Consider the following 18,276-nt stretch of genomic DNA (forward strand, 5'->3'; position numbering starts at 1 on the left):
TAGCAAGGGGCAGAATTTTCTGCCCCTTTTTTATTTCCGGCTCTACGCCTGCTTGGGAATCCAACGCTTTCCTGGCCACAAAAAACCAATCAGCAATGGTTTCTTTATACCTGCCTGTACCAGGACTTCCCTGGCACTTTCTACATCCCCTGCTTTCCTGTACCACTCATACAAGGCAGCCGCTAAGCGCTCTTTCTCATCATTAAAAGGCTTTTCTATCTCTAGTTGTTTAAATCTCCGTTGAGCAAGAGGAAGCCACAAATCGGGAACGGTTTCCCCGACTGACTGCGCACATTTAATCGCATTTATCAGGAAGTATTGGGTGTTTCCTCCAATCCCCAGGGATAATGCATGGAGAAAGTAAGAGCTCATTCTCCTGGCTTCCATACCCAGAATAAGAAGATTATTCATAGCAAGATCATGCAGAGGGTCCAGTTTCAGTACTTGCCAGTAAGTTTCTATCGCTAATGTATGTTCCCGGAGAAGATGATGGACCCTACCTATGCGAGAGAGACTTTCCACTGAACCGCTTTTCTTGTATGCCTCCTGCAAATAGATCATAGCTTCCGTGGGGTTGGTGTCCTCCAGAACTTTACCCATCAACAAAATGGCATTGGTGTCTTCCCGATTCGCCTCGTAGTATTCATGGACGAGTTTCTCGGCAGCGGCGTTCTGGTCCAGAGTCAAATATTCACCAGCCAGAACTTCAGTGAAATAGTCATCCAAGGGGAAAATCGTAATGGCTATTTCGAGCCATTTGATAAGCAGGTACATATCAGTGTTCTGCCCGAAAAACTGGGTCAGGTAACGGGCAAGTGCATAATTTGCTGCCGTGCCTTCTTCACCAATAATCATATCTCTGGCTTTGGAATAAACATTCTCAGTGACTTGTCCGTCTTCCAACTGCTCTTTGATCCAGCAATTAACCAGGTTTTCCGTTACGACATTCCTTCCCAGACAGGCCGCAACAAAGCTTCCCATGCTATTGGGATCCACTTCGCTGAGAGTGGCCAGTCTAGCGTCGATAAACCAGTGATCATCTGGCGCGCGCTCCAAAGCCTGGTCACATAGAGTCATGGCCATTTGCCAATCCTTTAGCCTCAACGAGCAGTGGACGCGAGTGACGAGTATGTGCCTGTCCAATTCAACGTCATTGTCGATTTTATCAAGCTCCGCCAAGGCCGCCGTATACTGCTCTTGTTGTTCCAGGAGGCGGGCCCGTATGGCGCATAATCCGGTATTGGTTAAATACTTTGCATGAAGTTCCAACTGCCGGAAGGCTTCCTCCATTCCTTCAGCCTGGGCAACAAAATTAATCCAACGTTCAATACATTCAAAATTGTAGGGAGAAATTTTCTTCAGATAGGCTGACCAATAAACAGCGTCATCATAGCGTTGGTTGTCGGCGTAAATGTCGACGAGTCTTCTGGCTGCATTTTCAATACGAGGAGAAATAGTAAGACTGGATTCATACTGCTTAACAGCCTCGTTGAGCATGCCTTTACGATCAAGTACGGTAGCTAATCGATAGTGGGCAGCGGCATATCCCGGAACCTTTTTCACAATATTGGAGTATCGGGTCTGTGCTTCATTTAGAAGTCCAGCCTGTTCTCTTAAATAGGAAAGGTCAAAATCCACATCGTATCGCCATTCAGACCCACCTAGAATAGAGACTTGCCACTCATAAAGGATATTGCAGGCTGATGAGGACAGGCGGATGTATTCGAGTGCTCTGTTAAAGCTGAGAACGGAATACACAGTGACGCCCGGCAAAGACTCAGGAAGCCTGCTCCTGAGTTCATCAGACGAACGTCCCTCACGATCCGCCAAGGCATAGGATATTGCCCAAAGCTGGACTTGCTCCCACCAGGAAAGCTCAAGTTCTTCAAAATCTCCCTTCTCCTTGTCTAACAGAAGTGAGAGAAAACTGATGTCATCTTTCGATGGTGAAACCTGTTCCAACCACCTGTGGATAATTCGTCTGGCATTTGCTGCCGGTTCTAATGGTTGATCTGTGTCAGAAGTATCAAGCTCCGTTAATTGCTCTTCCTGTGTTCTTGCTGTTTCCTGGTCCTCTTCGAACGGCTGCTTTGGCAGGTCTTCCTCTGTCAGGTGAAGTCTTGCCTCCTGCATGATCGCGCGGGCAAGATCTACCCGGTTCTGATTCAGATACCAGTTCGCCAGCTTGTTGTAATTCCAGGGGAGCAATGGGCGCTTTTCGATACACTTTTTGATGGCGGATTCATAGGCAAACCCATTTCCGCCCTGTATCAGGAGATCTGCATACTCTTCCTCCAGTTGGTAAACTCCGGGATATTCATCAATGTGCTCCTCCAGGCTGGAAAGCGTGGTGGAAAATCGTTCCTGATACGGATATAGCCGACGCAAGCGCTGCTTTATCGAATAGGACTTTGGAGACAGATCCTGGGCAATCTGGACACTCTTTCTGGCTTCTTCCAGAAGACCCAGCTCAAGCTCAGCTTCTGCCTTATTGATCCATAACGCGTCACATGAGGGGGATTTTGCCAATAGAAAACTGAGTTTTTTCAATACCAGTTCAAAGTCCCTTTGATTGAGCGCCACAAGCATATCCAGATAGTGAGTGAAGCTCTGGCTGACGTCATTGTTGTCTGCAATGAACTCCTGAACCCATTGCTCAAAAAACTCACTGTTCTGGGTATTCATAGCTGCTTTCAGACGGGTGACTTCAGCCACATCTCTATTATTCGCATATTGCTTCATTGCTTCTGAATACTGTGAGGGTGAAAGGCTAACGCCGAAACCATAGATATCACGAATAAAAGCACAGTCACTGTGGTCAGGAATGCCTTTATAAAGCTTTAGGGCCTCTTCAGTCTGACCCTCTGCAACCGCTCGGCTGAGCGCTATTAGATTGTTTGCTTCATTGTTGATGACTTCCTTGTCGATTTTTCCAAAACGACCTTTGGGAGCAATGGCGATCAGATAATTACCTGCTGCCTTGTATGCCTGGCTTATATAGTCTTCATTGACAACATTTGGGCTCAGTAATTCGGGATCCCTGATAAAAAAGCGCTTCATGCCCTCATCGTAGCCTGCGATCACCTCGACGTGAGCACTGAATAACGATAACAATGAACCAATGAGAGGAATACCGTTATCGAGAAAGTACTTAACCGTGCACACATCAGGTTTTAAATAAAGAACTTCAAACCCTAAGGTTTCCAGGTGAGCCTGCATGCGCCAGATCTCGGTGCCGTCGTTACCGCGCATGGCTTTAAACAATTCATTTGGATTTAACTTGATGTCGAACGCTGATGCACACATTGCCACCGTGGTAGGGACACACATCAACGGCTCCTGAGTCATCACCGGGAGGGGAATAAGAACCCTCTTGGACTCCAATGGAGCTTTAACCAGCTGCTCATAGAGTTCGCTGTCGATTTCCTTTGCAAGCTCTTGGGCGGTTTCGATATTTCCCTGCATCCAGTTCAAATGAACAATCGAATGGTCAATGGAGTCTGGAACCGAATCGGGCCAGGTTGTTTTTAGTTGTTGTAAACGCTCCAATGCGAATTCCAAGTTACCCAGAAAATAGTGAAATTGGCTTGCAAAGTAATCAGCTGGATAAAACACGCCTTTTTGCTGGTCCAGACTATCAAGCAGCTTTCGGGCTTCTGTTAAGTTTCCTTGGGAGAGTAACGTGGATATCAGCAGAACTTTGTTCTCTTGTTTGGAATCGCAGGAGAGAAGTTGGCGGCCCGCTTTAACCGCCCGATCCCAGTTTTTAAGCAATGCCGAGGCGATGCACAGGTGCATCCAGCCTTCTGTCTGTCTTTTGCCGAGGGACTGCCATGCCTGAAGTAAATGCTTTTCAGAGGTCTGAATTACCCCGAAACTTGCTGCTAGTCTGGCGCATACGGCGCTATGCAGAGCTTCCTCACTTTTTGACTGACAGAGTGAACGGAGATTCTGTGCCTGGTCCAGTAAACTCAACGAGTTGCGAAATTTGGATTGGACAATTAACCAATTCAGCTGTGTTTCCAAATGTTGTTTAAAGAGACGAGAGGAAATACGAATGATCGCATTGGCCGTTTTGAATTTACCGACAGCAATGAGCACATCACGGAGTAACAATGCGTCGCCAGGTTTTTGAAGAAGTTTCTCACCTGAGGACCTGAGCACTTTGAACTGAGAGTAAGCCTCGGAAGTCTGCTTTTTACAATAAAGGTTCCTGATGGTCTTTAAGTTATTGGAAACGTTAGGGTAGATAGTCCTGAACCAACTGATCATTCATACACCTTCTGATCATATTAATCTGGCAGTTACCTGACAGGAGAGCCTTGGGTCAAGACAAACGGGTATTGGCCTTATCAGGTAATTTGGTTACTTCGTATTCAGGGACACTGAGGAGCTTTGGCTTCAGATTTCCTGAAAACATGTGCCGTCCTGGCGCAACAGGGTGCGGGAGAGGCTAACGACTCGTTCTACATAGGGTCGGCAACGTCGGCAGTAGCTTAGCAATTGCTTCGCTATTTAAAAAGTAACAACCTAGCATTTTTATTCGGTATTCTAACTAACATGTGCGGCCCTGTGCGTCGGTGGTTTAGAGCTGTTGGAATGTGGAGTTGAAATGGATTCAGTTGAATAACCTGAGTATCCTCCTTGCGACTTGCCCTGCTTGGGCCTATAACATAGAAGTGCGAATTGGAAGTTTGAGGTCAATATCTCACGCGGGCTGAATTGACTCTACGACAAATAAGGATGTTGTAGCTTTCATGATGAATCACTCTATAAGTCGCCAATTTGTTCGTTCCTTGCGATACCTGACGCCCGCCGTTGTGATTGTCGTGACAATCTCCGTCATGACGGGATGGTTCTTCAACAGTTCCAGACTGGTTCAGGTTTATCCCTCTTTTGCTCCCATGCAGTTCAATACGGCGCTGTCGCTGCTACTGACAGCGTTCGCGGTGATCTTTACGGTTCAGGCACGTCAGCGAGCTGCCATCATCTTTGCTTCTATTCCCTGCCTGATCGCCGTGATGACTCTGGTGGAATATGTTGCCGACATCAATCTTGGTATAGACGAGCTCTTCGTTGACCACGGCATTACCACCAAGACGTCTCATCCGGGGAGAATGTCTCCTAATTCAGCTACCTGCTTTTTCCTGCTGAATACCGCCATCATCACCTGGCATTGGTTTGAGAACCGGGCACGTGTGATAATTTCGGTCATCATTCTCAGTGGCATCGTATTGTCCCTCTCTTCGACAGCGTTGATCGGTTACCTTGCTTCCATTGAAGATGCATACGGGTGGAGCGAGTTTACCAGGATGGCTGTGCACACCTCCCTCGGATTCATTCTGCTCTCATCCACATTTCTTGCCGGCCGGTTGAACCTGATCAAGCGAAGGCCGGAAACCGATAGATATCTTCCATTTGTGGTGTTTTATATCTGTCTTCTGTTCACATTGTTGCTGGGAGTGGCTTTAAGTAGCGATAACCAGCGGTCAATACGGTTGGAGTCTGAAAAATCCGCGATCAGCCTGCGTGAGATTGTGTTGAATGTGTATGGTGATCAGTATCAGGCATTAGAGCGAATGGCCTCCCGGCTGACGCAATTGACCGAAATTGATGATGTGAACCGGGAGGAAATCTGGCGGCAGGACGCAAAAGAATACCTTCAGGATCACGATATATACCGCAGTATTTTCTGGCTTCAGGAGGATGGTGAATTACAGGCGGAGTACAAAGACGCGGAATTTGGACAACCAGAAACACTTAACCGCATCAGGAGCCGCCATCCTGGCAACTTGCCAATAGTGGATGTCTGGGAAACCGCGACGGGTTCTTATGGATTGATTGAAAGAATCTCCCTGGGAAGAAAAACGGCAGGAGCAGCGAGAGAAACACCCATGCTGATTTCTTATCTGGCGCTGGATTCTCTGGCCGAAAACCAGTTTGTACTGTCTCGCCTGGATGGATACCACTTCATCCTCTCCTTGGATGGATTTCCGATCCTTCAAAAAGGAGTGACAGGGGAGGCAGTGATTAACTACCAGTATCAGACCGAAATGCAGTTTTCCTTGGGGAAACGGAATGTGGACCTGTTGATTGCGCCTTCTGATGACTTGGTAAATGAGCTGTCTACACCTCTGGTGTCACTGGAATTGATACTCGGTACCATGCTTTCGCTTGCGATCGGATTCATGACGTATTTGAGCCTGAAATCGGAGCAGAAAAACCGCCAGCTCACGCAATCCGAGGAATCCACCCGAGCGATACTCGAATCGGTGGGGCAGGGGGTTCTGGGACTGGATGACGAGGGCAAAGCCACCTTTATCAACCCTGCAGCATATAAAATTCTGGGATACTCTCCTGATGAGTATATCGGTCAATTGATGTTGCCCGTCATTCAGTGCAGGAACAAAGAGGGACAGCCATTCGACGCTGGTACCAACTCCATTGCCAGGACTCTGGCCACTGGGGAGACTGCCCGCATTAATGATGAAATCCTCTGGCGGATAGACGGTCTCGCTATCCCCGTCGAATATATTGTCACCCCGGTCAAGGACGGGGATCGCATCACCGGAGCTGTCATGGTGTTCTCCGACATCACGGAAAGACTGACAAAAGAAAATGAATTACTGACCAAGCAATCCAATCTGGAGGCAATCTGTCAGTCATTCGGTGATATGTATTTCTGGCTGGATGCCAATGACTACATCGAAGATTTCCGAGCCAGCGACCATAGCGGCCTGTACATGGCGCCCAATGAATTTCTCGGCAGGCGTATGCAGGAGATACTACCCCCGGACGTGGGGAAACAATTTGATGAGGCGATAAAAACAGTACGCTATGATTTCTCCTCAATCCTGGTGGAATACCAACTTGATCTTAAAGATATAGGCCCTCGTTCTTTCGAAGCAAGGTTGGCAAGAATACACGGAAAGCGGATTGTTATCGTGGTTCGCGATATCACCTCCCGCAAGGAGATAGAGGCAGAACTTCTGCGGGCGAACCAGTATAAGTCTGAATTTCTCGCCAATATGAGTCATGAGATCCGCACACCAATGAATGCAATCCTTGGGTTGACCCAGTTGGTATTGGGAACAGAACTGAATGATCAACAACGATCCTACCTGGAGAAAGTGCGCGGCTCATCCCAGTCATTGCTGAATATTCTCAACGATATACTGGATTACTCCAAAATCGAGGCCGGCAAGCTCGATATTGTCGCGGAGGACTTTGATCTGGAAAAACTCCTGCTGAATACTTCCGGACTTTATGCGCTCAGTGCGGAAGAAAGGGAAGTGGAACTGTTGTTTGATATGCAGGCGGACATGAACCGTTTTTATCATGGCGATGCCATGCGTATTGGGCAGGTGTTGAACAACATCGTCAGCAATTCCATCAAGTTCACTGAGAAAGGTCATGTACGTATTCGTGTGAGTGAAATGAACTTTCAGGAAGATAAAACGCTGCTTTATTTCACCGTAGAGGATAGCGGCATCGGGATGAGCGCTGAACAGGCCAATCGATTGTTTCAGCCGTTCTCTCAGGCAGACACTTCAATTACGAGACGCTTTGGTGGTACAGGTCTGGGTCTGACGATCTGTAAGAAACTGGTCGAACTGATGGGGGGCGATATTGGTGTTATCAGCCGGCAAGGTGAGGGTTCGACATTCAGTTTTTCCGTGCCGGTCACTGCAGTGGAGGGAAGGCAGCCTGACTTGGTGCCCCTGAGAAAAATGAAAACGCTGGTGGTCGACGATCAGCCGGAGTCATTGGAAATCATCGGCAAGATTTTTCAAAGCTGGAAATTTGACGTGCTCCTGGCGCAATCCTCCGAAGAAGCACTGGCCATGATTGAGGAAGCAAAGCAGCAAGGCGATCCCATTCGGCTATTCATTATTGATTGGCAAATTCCGGAAATGGATGGATTGGAGCTGGGACGGTATGTTCGTCAGATATATGCGCGCGAGAATATTCCGGTAGAAACCGTGGTCGTTATGGTCACCGCCCATGGTCGTATGCAAGTGCAGGAAGCAGCAGAGGGCATTCCCATTGATGGTTTTTTGGAAAAGCCAATCATCGCTTCTCAATTACAGGATACGCTGGTGGAACTGCAGAGCTTTGAGACCCAATCCAGAAAAAAACACAGACCCCGGGTATCCCGACAAATGGCTGATCTGCCGGATATGTCAGCCATTCAAGGGGCGGAAGTTCTGCTGGTTGAAGACAACGTCACCAACCAACTGGTCGCCGTTAACCTGATCAAACAATGCGGATTAAAACCCGCCGTCGCCAATAACGGCAAAGAAGCTGTGGAGTTGGTCAAGGAACAGGATTTTGATCTGATATTAATGGATATCCACATGCCGTTAATGGACGGACTGGAGGCCACCCGTCGTATCCGAAAGACTCCCCGGGGAAAAAATATACCTATTTTGGCGATGTCCGCAGCCGCCATGGAGGTGGATAAAGCCCGTTCCCATGAGGCTGGAATGAATGGGCATATCGTCAAGCCCATCGATTTCAGGGAATTTGCGTTCGCCTTGTTGCAATATATTCAGCCCAGGCCGAAACCTGCTTCTGAAAAGGAAAAGGAAAAGGAAAAGGAAAAGGAAAAGGAAAAGCCGTCCCTTGATCTGGAGAGACCTTTCACGATTGACGGGGTGGATATTCAGGAAGTTGCCAATCGGGCGCGAGGAAACTGGGTCCTGTTAAGAAAAATCTATGAGAGTTTCTATCTGGAGTTTCAGGTGGCTGAAATCAAACTCAGGGAATTCATTGATCAGTCTGACGATGAAAAAGCGATCAACCTCGTGCATACCCTGAAGGGCTCCAGCTTGGCCATTGGCGCCCATATGCTTGCCGATGCAGCGGATGATGTTGAGAGCAATCTACGTGCGGGGAAAGCCGTTTCAGTGGAGCCTTTACTAAAAGAATTGAGCAGAGTACTGAAGGAAATCTCCAAATCCCTGTTATCCGGCTCTGTGAATTCCTAACAGCGCTATACTTGGAATATCACCAAGTATCTGATGATACCCGTCAGCCCCTGATACTGACCGCTAAATCAGCTGCATTCAGTCGTCAGTCGGTGATCTGGATTTTCGTGGCACTTTGGACGTCTCAAAAGAAGCGCCGGTTGAGGTGAATACGGTGGTTGGGAAAGGTAATTAACTGTGCAGTTCCACCATAGACATGATGCGTCTGGCATCCTGCAGCATTCGTTGTAACCGGCTTTCTCGGTCCCCAGCCTCAAAGGTAAGCTTGAATCTTACGGTGAGGTAGTAATTCGCATCCAATGGGTATGCCCAATAATCACTGCGACGAAACATACCGCCGCCTTCTGAGCCAAAATGGTAGGACAACCAGTCAATACCGTTAATTCGATCTTTTTCATATCGCTCCGGCAATAGAGCGAGGAACTGCGCGGGTGTTTCGCCTTGACGGATAATATTGGAGGATTGGCTGCGTTGGCGGGTTTTCCAATTAACCCCACCCTCGGCTTCGTAATACTTATCCAAGTCATCTTTTAGATAAGTTTCCAGGCTAATCAGGTCTCCTTTCTGGAGGGTTGCATCTCCTTCCACTTTATTCACATCGATATGCAGGCATAAATCACACAACTGCCCCTTATTTCCCTGAAGTATGAACCCCTTATATGCCCACCATCCAAAACCGATCGTGATATGTGTGCGATTAAATGTGTGAGTACAACCGGAATCAAACAGATCTGAACGAAGATTTACCTGGGTAGGTAAATTTTCCTCAGGTCTGTTCTGCATGTAGGGATTGCCGGGAAGTCTGAACGTCAGCCTATAGCTGCCAATGCCGCATTCTTTTCTCTGCAGATTAGAGAAGTCTGGCCCTGTACCGGTTAATTTTGGCATTACGACTATCTATACATGCTCTTAAATAGGTGCGGCAGAAGCTTTACTTAGCTCGACCATGGACATGATACGCCTGGCATCATCTAGCATACGCAGATAGCGAGAGTCTTTGTCTCCCTGCTCTGATGACATCCAGTAACTGATGGTCAGGTAAAAGTCGCTATTAATCGGGTAAGCCCAGTAATCATTCAGCCCCCTTCCAACGCCCTCTCCCTGAATTTGGTAATGAAGCCACTCAGTGCCATTTATTTGTTCGCGCTCATAGCGCTCGGGCAGTTGGACCAATGGGGAGCCGCTGTTATCAATGTAGGGATTGTTGGGATCTGTCCTGTTGCGTTTCTCCCAGTTAGCGCCTGGTTGCCCATCTGGGTTGCTCTCAGTTTCGTAATATTGCCAATAGTCTTGTTTCAAGTAGTCTTCGAAATGACTGAGTTTGCCTTCTTCAAAGCTGGAATGAGGCTCCCTGCGATTGACATCAATGTACATACTGAACTGACTGAGATTGCCCAAGTGTCCCTGAAAAAAAAGCCCTTTATAAGCCCACCACTCAAACTCAACTCTTACGAAACGACGGTTAAATTCTTTTTCGCAATCATAGGCATCAAAAAGAGATTTCTGGAGGTTTACCTGGGATGGCTTTGCTTTTTTGGCGTGTCCGGAGTTGATTGGATTACCCGGCAATTTGTAGCGTAATTGGTAGTTACCCAAGCGGCACTCCTTTTCATCCAACAATGAAAAGTCAGGTCCTTTGCCGGTTAGTGCTGGTTTCATAAATTGTTTTATCATGACTTACCGATTTCTTTGGTAACAAACCCTGCCAGTTTTTCTGCTTTATCATGATACCCGCACATTTGTAGCAAACGAATACTGTATTCTGCGCTGAGGTAGGGAAGTGTATGTGGACTGGCTTCCACAGGACGCTTGCTGCCTGCCACCAACGATGCGTGACTGGCGCTGCGCTTAATTGAAGACCAAGACAGGTCATTCATACCAGCGATATTAGGAACAATATCACAGGGATGATCGCGTTTGATATTATCGATGGTCATTCCTGCCTTTAGGAAGGCTTTTTCTGCTCTCTTTTTCTTGTTTCCTCCGGCGTGAATAGATACCCGTTGTCCATCCAGACGAATATTGCGTTTATTCACAAGTTCTACAGCGCGCGTAAGAATAATCCCACCTTGGCTATGAGCGGTCCATTTGCGCTTCTTACCTGTTTGCTGACTCTCTACCATCATCACTGCCAGAAACTCAGCCAGCTTGCTGGTGCCGATTTTGTCTAGTATGCACTCAAAAAAGTCAGGAATACCGCCTCGAGTAGGGTTATATACCAATGTATAGATCTTCGCGTAGTCATCCCAGTAGGCTGTATCCATATGAACCCCCATCAGCCAGGAGGCTTTTTCCAGATCATTGAGCATCCCGTTGATAGCGACATGTTCGGTACTGATTTTGGGCACAGCTTTGGGCTCTCCCCAGGCCCTTGTTAGTTTCGCAATATCATCTGACGAAATGCTTTCATGCCATCTGATATTCGACGTTCTGGATACTTCAAACAACCCCATTTGCTGCTTGTTGGGAGGGGTGTGCAGGCTCGTAATATGGCGGTCGAGTTTTATCTGGTTAACGACGATCATTTCCGGATTCACGCTGTACATGAAACCAAGACCGCTGGAGCAGGATTGGTAACGCATAAACATCGGAGACTTTTTGAATCCAGCGCTATTTAACCCATAACCTCCATCGCTGGTTAGCTGTTCGGCAGCTTTATAAACCCGCGTTTTATCGTACATGTTTAGGTTGCGCATGAAAGCGTCGGCTTCTTTGGTAATCATCAAAGCCTTGCCGGTCGCTTTCTGTTTAAGTTCCCACTTTGGGAGGGGATTCTCCAAAGGAATAAGCTGATGATGGTCGGGTAGATTATTGTTTTTCATGGCACATCCTTTTTTGCCTTATATTTTTAAGCGCCCTACCTGGGCGCTTTGTCTTGTAAATAGCTGTGTAAAGAGCTTCTTACAGAAAAGCCGCAAGGCTTAGAGTTTCTTACCGGCCTCCAGGTCGTATCCGACACGCTCCGGAGATGCGCCCTTGTTGGCACGGTCTGCGGCGATGTAGCTCATGGTGAGCTTGGAGTAGCTCAATGAAAGTGATTCGGTCGGCGCGGAGTCACCACCAGCAGAGACGGTGTATTTGCTGATGATCACGTCTTCCAGTTCGTAGGTGGCGAACTTTTCGATCTTGTCTGCGGCAGTACGCACAACATCAATCACGGCTTTCACCCCGGCATCACCGGTCAGGGACTCTTTAAACAATCCGGAAGAGGCAGAGTCCATCAATTTCTGGATAGACAGTGTGCTCAAAGAGGGACGAGTCGCTTCCCGGTTGGACATATGCCCCGCTTCCATCGTGATATGACGGCTGACACCGAATTCAAAACCATCGAGTCGAATCCAGTCTTTATAGCCTTCAGCGGTTACATTGCCTTTTACAGAAAGGTTGTTGAAGTTCAGGTAAATTGCCACAGCATGCTCCTTGTTGTTGGCGACAGAGATACGGCCAGATTCCGCGGCCGCAACTTGAACAGACAATCACCCTAACGACCTGTTATGTATCAAACAATAGGGATTAGCGAGTAGGTCATAAGGTATAGACCTTCCATGTGGTAGGTAGGTTAAGAGAGCTTTGGAAAAGATGCAAGAGGGAGGTGCAATAGTTGGGGGCAACAGAGACGTGTAATAGAGAGAGATGTAATAGAAAAGCGAAGAGGGCGGGATGATTGAAAAGGGGCCGTTGGCCCCCTAATGATATGGCGTGCCTTTCTCAATTCAGGTCACTTCTTTGGCAGAGAGAGCACCAGCTCAACCCGTCGGTTAAGTTTTTTGGTTTGTAAACTGCCAGTTCTGGATTGTGGCACCCAGGGTCCGGCTCCTCTCGGCATAAGGCGAGCGCTGGCAATGCCGAAGTCTTTGGTGAGTGCGTTGGCCACAGATTCAGCCCTGGCCTTTGAAAGATCCAGGTTGTGCTGCTCTGAGCCGGTGTCATCGGTGTGACGCCTTTTCTTCAAGAACAGTCTGGAAGTCTCTCGGGCTATACAATCCCGCTTCAAAATACAGGAACACATAGGTGTTGCCAGTGTCTTTGGTCAGACGGTACAGCCAAACCGGAGTGTCACCCCCATACTGATACCAAATGTCGCTGGTCTTTTTGGCTTCAAATAACGCATTGATTCCGGGGCCACAATCAGAACCGGAGCAGGAGAACAACTGCTCCATCCCGGCAGCCTCCAGTGCCAGTTTATAATTCTCTGTCACAGCCGCCATCGATGAGCCTTCTGGAGTATCGTACTGATAGAAGTGAGCACTTCCGGAGACCGCGAGATATTTGCCCTTGGCGAGATCCTCAGGAACCGCCGCTAACGGGAATTCCGCTTTGCTAAATTCTGAAGACTTATAGTTCCAGACGCTTGAGCCCTGGTAAGGTGAAATAAGCGGATGCGCCATGGAATAATCCACAGCACTAAAAGCAATCTGGCTGACAAGCAACAAGCCCACCAAAAAGGTAATACGGAACATGGTTTATTCATTCCTGAAAAGTATGATATTTCTCACGAGGGGAACCCATGATCGTTCACCCCCCACTACATACAGCCGCGCTTATGCTGGCAAACTATCATGATCATTACCAGCATTTGATGAGCCCCTGAGTATGCGAATTGCCTTTGACCTGGACGACACACTTATTCCGACCACCCGTGCCTTTTCTGTCGGAAGCAAGAAGGCCCGCTTTCCGTTTAGCCTCATCTTTACCGAGCCCCTAAGAAATGGTGCGCCTGCTTTAATAAAGAGCCTGGCGGCTGAACATGAAATCTGGATCTACACCACATCCCTGCGTAAGCCCTGGCATATAAAAGCCTGGTTGCGCCTCTGGGGAATTGATGTCGCATCCATTATTAATCAGGACGCCCATCATCAAGCTGTGTCAGGTAACGCGGCGTATGCCAGATTCAGCAAATCCCCCGCAGCTTTCGGGATCGATCTCATGATCGACGATCTGCCGGGAGTGGAAATCGAGTGCCGGCAACAAGGGTGCCAATCATTGATTATTCATGTCGATGATGACCACTGGGCTGAGCGGGTTATGATGGAAGTTGAAAGGCTGAGTTCTGGGTGAAAGTAATGTGCCTAATGGGCTGGAGCCGGCTGCAGATCCCAAATGGGTTGATAGAGCTGCAGAAACACCAGCCCCAGCAGTCCCACCAATACAATAAGCCCGGTAACGTTGCTATAAAACCGAACATGAAACGGCTTGATGACAAGCTCCTTGATCAACAGGATTGCCAATGCTCCCCACAGGAGGTTGCTAATTACATCTGTCATCAGCCAGTCAAGTAGTCTGGAGTTGAAAAGATATTCTGCACTGGGGGTAACAAGTTCGGAAAGAGACTGATAATAATCGCGGGAATATACCTGAGAGGCCAGGATACATAGCACGAGGGCTTCTATGGTAACAAAGAGCCAGTTAACAAATTTCCTTGTACGTGTGGGGTTTGAAGCATTATCCATTCAGTAGCTCTCGTCTGTCATGGCGTCTGTCATGGGATACTATTCACCTTACATGAGATGCTTTTTCTCTATCATATGATAGCTATCTGGATTCAGGAAAAGGAAGCACTTTAGAAAGAATACGCTCTACCTTCAATCGGCCCAATAGCCGGTAGACGATGAGTCCCTTGAAAGGTAATGTCTTCCGTCATTGAAGGCCACCAATAATTCACCTGCGAGCGTTTATGAAGACTTTCTGGATAATCGACACCACGGTAACCGCGCTGGAAGGTTGTGACCTCAGTGATGACGGTTCAAAGTATAAATTTGGCCGCAGTGTCGTACCTGCCGATACTAAAGAGGAAGCGGTTTCGGCACTCAAAAACCACCTTGAACAAGCCCGAATCCATGTTGAAGAAGTCACTGCCGTTGTTGCTTATGACGAAGGTGATTGGAGCGATGATCCACATCTCCTAAGCAAGGCATATAAGTTGGCGAAAGCGACTAACCAAATTCGAAGCGGGGCTTTTATCTCTGAAAAAGCTCGTGAATTCACTGAAGGAAAATCCAAAGGATAAAATGTCTATTATTCATTCCAGGTTGGTTACCTTTCTACTTATTACTCCGCTAATTTCGTTAGTAACCGCCTGCGCTACGAATACCCCTTCGCACGTAAAAGAATCCGCAGACTTCTGCGAAGTACATAACCCTGAGCGTTGGATGAAAGTCTGGCAAAACGGAGATGCTGAAAGCACGGAGCGGTATTATCAAAATCTTGCCAGCGATATAAAGACAACGATCAAAACAGAAGAGTTTAGAAACATATTCAAGGAGCAACTCGAAATTCCCCCGAACGAATACAGAAAAGAGTATTCGAATGATTATGTTTACTACAGAAAGAAAATTTCAGAGCTTCTTGGTGAGGAATGGGATTGTGAGTATTTGAAATATCACTATGTCAAAGAGTTTGAAGAAGAGTAAGCGTTTACAAAGGGGGCGCTAGGTCTTTATCGCTCACTTCCCTTCCTCTCAAAATGTTATGCAAGCTCAGGCATTTCGGTAAGTGAATAGCCCAAGCTAATCCTTAGTTCCCAAGGTGAGGCGGTAAAGCCCCATATTCCTTTTCAAACTCCGATTTGATGTGACTGAGTATACCCTCAAGATTCTGCTGATCAGTGTACATGTCTGCCAAGTCATCTTCGTCAATAGAGTCAGGGTCCACTGACGCCATGATTTTTAGTTTGGCATCAATTGATTCCATGATAAGAACCCAATCACCCATGGTCATTGGGATTGGTAGGCTATCTAATTGTGGCATTGTTCTCTCCTAACTGACCGATTTATATCATTCAGAGAGAAATGAATTATCCTCACTTTCTATATGCTCATTTCTTGGGATGTTCATTCGTTTGAAAAAGCTAGACTAACGTTTTCAATGGGAAAATTTAATCGGCTAAGTGGCTGATAGTTAGGACAAAGCCCCTTGGGTGTCCAGTCTTAAAGGGGACTGAGATTGCTTTTTCCCATAGTTTGGAGATTGCTCTCGAACCCGCCAACTCTTGATAAAAATCAAAATATCACATAGCCCTTTTGGTCTAGGGTGACAAATTCTGATTATCTACTACTCTGAAAATTGAACATCGATTCGGCACTATTCCCCGAGTCGATTTTGGATGAATGGTTTACCCACTAGATCATTGAAGCGCTAAGGATGTGGAGTGTTGTATGGCGGTTCGAGATGGAGTTTGGAAATTTGGCGAGATACCCAGCGGGTTATCGCTGCCTGCGTTGCTGTTTGAAAAGATAGACCCTTCTCGATTTCTACCCCTTTGTTCCCTTTCTAGTCCTCGGCCGCTAAAAGTTTCGGTGGTATTTGCCGATTGCTAGAGGAGAGCAAGATGAAACTGACGCAAGTTTTGGGGCAACTGAATCAAATCGAGAAATCAAAATTCATTAATGCTCTTGATAAGGTTTGTCAGTCTGCGGGTGATACCGACAGCAAGCTGTCTAGAGAACTCAATAGTATTGATGGTCAGCTTAAGAGTGCGTCGAGTAATGAAATCACTCGCTTGTTCTTCGCGGTCAAAGCACATTTTGTTCAGTACCTGAAAGAAACCCTGGCACTGGAAGGTCCTCAACTAACACTTCTAACCAACATTCTATCGCGTGATGGTAACTGTGTTGCCAGAACAAGCTGGATAGAGAAGCTATACGATATTGAGCATCGAGGCTTAACCAGGCTCTCGAAGACGTTGGCAGAAGAAATAAAGGACGCTAGTGATGCCAATAAGTTTGATCGAGGGAATAGGCTATCAATCTATCGAGATTGTTTTGAAGTCGCCTATCACAATGACGAGCGAATCAATCGTCAGGCCAAGATTAGTGACGACGAGCGGACCATTCTGAACATACTAATGGAGCGCTTGGATATTACACGGCAAGAAGCCGCAGCCATTGAGCACCAAATTATTCCGGTACCTGCCAATGGGGTGTTAGATGCCCTCAACAGTCTGCGCGAATATGGGATTGTGTTTATCAATAAACGAACGAATAAAGTCTTCGTTCCCGATGAGATCGTCCAAATTCTTAATACGATCCAAGGCAAAGCCCTTCCCGATAAGTATCTAGTGCGCATTCTGAGATCAATGTCTGACCCCGAACTTTCGAACATTCTTAAAGCTCACGATCAGCAAATACGTGGCGTTGATCGTCAGGACAAAATTAAGTATGTACTTCGCGCAGGTTTTTCAGTTCACAACCTGTTAGCAGAAGATATGCACGACCCGAAAAGCCAAGTCAGTGATCGCAAAGACAGACTCAAATCAATGATTGATGATTTGGATCTTGAGGTAGACAAGATTGGCACGACGATTCAGGAAAGAATCGACTTAATCGTCAATTCACTTAACGGTGCTGAAGACAGAGAGTTCAAAGCGCTCACCTCATCAGGATTCAATGAACTTCTGGCGTTTCTTGAAACCTTAACACCAGCTCGAGAGCCCACTCCTTCATCGGTGATTAAACGCTTACAAGATACGTTCGAGATTGAACCTATCGAGATTATGGATACTGAAGCCTTGCGGTCGCTGTCCATCACCCCTGTGGATATTCTTTACCTCTACTCGAATGATGAAATGAAGACGATCCGCAATGATTTAGGATTGTCTAAACGACAAGACCCGAGAAAAGCAATTCTCGAAAGTTTTGCCAGCGCCACGGACAAACTCATTGAGAACTATGAGCTATTAGCACAGAGGGATATGAAAGGACTGGAGACTGCCGGCGTCCATATCCGTGAATCGGAACTAGGATCCAAGTTTGAAGAATCCACCCGTGCGCTACTAGGACAGCTGGGACTGGATGTGGACGAAGAACTCCGAAAACAACTCAGCACCACCAAAGACAAGATGGACATTGTGTTGTCCCTTTCTGAAGACGATCTCATTGTGGGGGAAGCAAAGTCATTCAAAAACGGCGATTTCTCAAAGTACAGCACGACATCCCGGCAGGTTAAGTCCTATGTCAATCGCTGCGAAGGGCAAGGAAAGCGTGTCCAGCAGGTTTTGATTATAGCACCTGGGTTTTCTGAGGACTTTATTGAAGCGGCTGAAATGGATGCGGATGTGAATATTTCTCTGCTGGAAGCTAGGGGGTTGAAGAAGATTGTGGATGCCTATAAAGCTCGTCGTAATCCTAAGTTTACGGCGAAGTTGTTGAGTAAAGGTGGGTTGCTGAAGGCGGATTTGATTGCTAAGGAGAGTCTGAATAACCCCAAGGTTCTGAGGTAATTCAAACTCTCGACGATATATGGCCGAATATTCAGAGTGTTTTTCCGGCCATTTTGGATCTTCCCCCCC

14 protein-coding genes are annotated in these 18,276 nt (G+C 47.2%); 5 read left to right on the forward strand and 9 right to left on the reverse strand.

Annotated features, from left to right (window positions below):
* Positions 1-42: 42 nt before the first annotated feature.
* Positions 43-4,272 (reverse strand): tetratricopeptide repeat protein, encoded by a 4,230-nt coding sequence (locus F566_RS0105515; protein WP_020405983.1) that lies wholly within the window; start codon positions 4,270-4,272, stop codon positions 43-45.
* Positions 4,273-4,757: 485 nt separating this feature from the next.
* Here F566_RS0105515 and F566_RS35255 point away from each other — a divergent pair, with 485 nt between their 5' ends.
* Positions 4,758-8,990, forward strand: coding sequence for a response regulator (locus tag F566_RS35255; protein WP_020405984.1), 4,233 nt, complete (start codon positions 4,758-4,760; stop codon positions 8,988-8,990).
* A 171-nt stretch (positions 8,991-9,161) separates the two neighbouring features.
* Here the strand turns inward: F566_RS35255 and F566_RS0105525 are convergent, their stop codons facing one another.
* The 6 genes from F566_RS0105525 to F566_RS0105550 form a co-directional block, all read right to left on the reverse strand.
* The gene (locus F566_RS0105525) at positions 9,162-9,878 is read right to left on the reverse strand and encodes a hypothetical protein (protein WP_020405985.1); all 717 of its coding nucleotides are present in this window, start codon (positions 9,876-9,878) and stop codon (positions 9,162-9,164) included.
* Between the two features lie 21 nt (positions 9,879-9,899).
* Positions 9,900-10,649, reverse strand: a complete 750-nt coding sequence (locus tag F566_RS0105530) for a hypothetical protein (RefSeq protein ID WP_245555155.1) — start codon at positions 10,647-10,649, stop codon at positions 9,900-9,902.
* 11 nt (positions 10,650-10,660) lie between these two features.
* Positions 10,661-11,812, reverse strand: coding sequence for a hypothetical protein (locus F566_RS0105535; RefSeq protein ID WP_020405987.1), 1,152 nt, complete (start codon positions 11,810-11,812; stop codon positions 10,661-10,663).
* Positions 11,813-11,911: 99 nt separating this feature from the next.
* A complete protein-coding gene (locus F566_RS0105540) occupies positions 11,912-12,400 on the reverse strand; it encodes a type VI secretion system tube protein Hcp (RefSeq protein ID WP_026179784.1) in 489 nt (162 codons plus the stop codon).
* Positions 12,401-12,708: 308 nt separating this feature from the next.
* Positions 12,709-12,942 carry an OmpA family protein gene (locus F566_RS0105545; protein WP_020405989.1) on the reverse strand — a complete coding sequence of 78 codons (234 nt, stop codon included), beginning with the start codon at positions 12,940-12,942 and terminating at the stop codon, positions 12,709-12,711.
* On the reverse strand, positions 12,917-13,450 hold the full coding sequence (locus F566_RS0105550) for a hypothetical protein (RefSeq protein ID WP_020405990.1): 534 nt from the start codon (positions 13,448-13,450) through the stop codon (positions 12,917-12,919). Before F566_RS0105550 ends, F566_RS0105545 begins: the two co-directional genes overlap by 26 nt.
* A 133-nt stretch (positions 13,451-13,583) precedes the next feature.
* Between F566_RS0105550 and F566_RS0105555 the strand changes: the two genes are divergently transcribed.
* Positions 13,584-14,048, forward strand: a complete 465-nt coding sequence (locus F566_RS0105555) for a hypothetical protein (protein ID WP_020405991.1) — start codon at positions 13,584-13,586, stop codon at positions 14,046-14,048.
* An 11-nt stretch (positions 14,049-14,059) separates the two neighbouring features.
* On the opposite strand, the gene F566_RS0105560 is transcribed toward F566_RS0105555, so the two are convergent.
* Positions 14,060-14,440 (reverse strand): hypothetical protein, encoded by a 381-nt coding sequence (locus F566_RS0105560; RefSeq protein WP_020405992.1) that lies wholly within the window; start codon positions 14,438-14,440, stop codon positions 14,060-14,062.
* Between the two features lie 224 nt (positions 14,441-14,664).
* Between F566_RS0105560 and F566_RS0105565 the strand changes: the two genes are divergently transcribed.
* Together F566_RS0105565 and F566_RS36810 are read left to right on the forward strand one after the other, a co-directional pair.
* Positions 14,665-14,997: a hypothetical protein gene (locus tag F566_RS0105565; RefSeq protein ID WP_020405993.1), complete on the forward strand. Its 333-nt coding sequence runs from the start codon at positions 14,665-14,667 to the stop codon at positions 14,995-14,997.
* Positions 14,966-15,400, forward strand: a complete 435-nt coding sequence (locus tag F566_RS36810; RefSeq protein ID WP_157496676.1) for a hypothetical protein — start codon at positions 14,966-14,968, stop codon at positions 15,398-15,400. The genes F566_RS0105565 and F566_RS36810 overlap by 32 nt, the downstream gene beginning before the upstream one ends.
* A 103-nt stretch (positions 15,401-15,503) precedes the next feature.
* Here F566_RS36810 and F566_RS0105575 read toward each other — a convergent pair whose 3' ends face one another.
* Complete coding sequence (locus F566_RS0105575) at positions 15,504-15,737, reverse strand: hypothetical protein (RefSeq protein ID WP_020405995.1); 234 nt, start codon at positions 15,735-15,737, stop codon at positions 15,504-15,506.
* Positions 15,738-16,317: 580 nt separating this feature from the next.
* Between F566_RS0105575 and F566_RS0105580 the strand changes: the two genes are divergently transcribed.
* The gene (locus tag F566_RS0105580) at positions 16,318-18,207 is read left to right on the forward strand and encodes a hypothetical protein (protein ID WP_020405996.1); all 1,890 of its coding nucleotides are present in this window, start codon (positions 16,318-16,320) and stop codon (positions 18,205-18,207) included.
* Positions 18,208-18,276 lie beyond the last annotated feature (69 nt).

The sequence above is a fragment of the Hahella ganghwensis DSM 17046 genome (assembly GCF_000376785.1).
Classification (GTDB): domain Bacteria; phylum Pseudomonadota; class Gammaproteobacteria; order Pseudomonadales; family Oleiphilaceae; genus Hahella; species Hahella ganghwensis.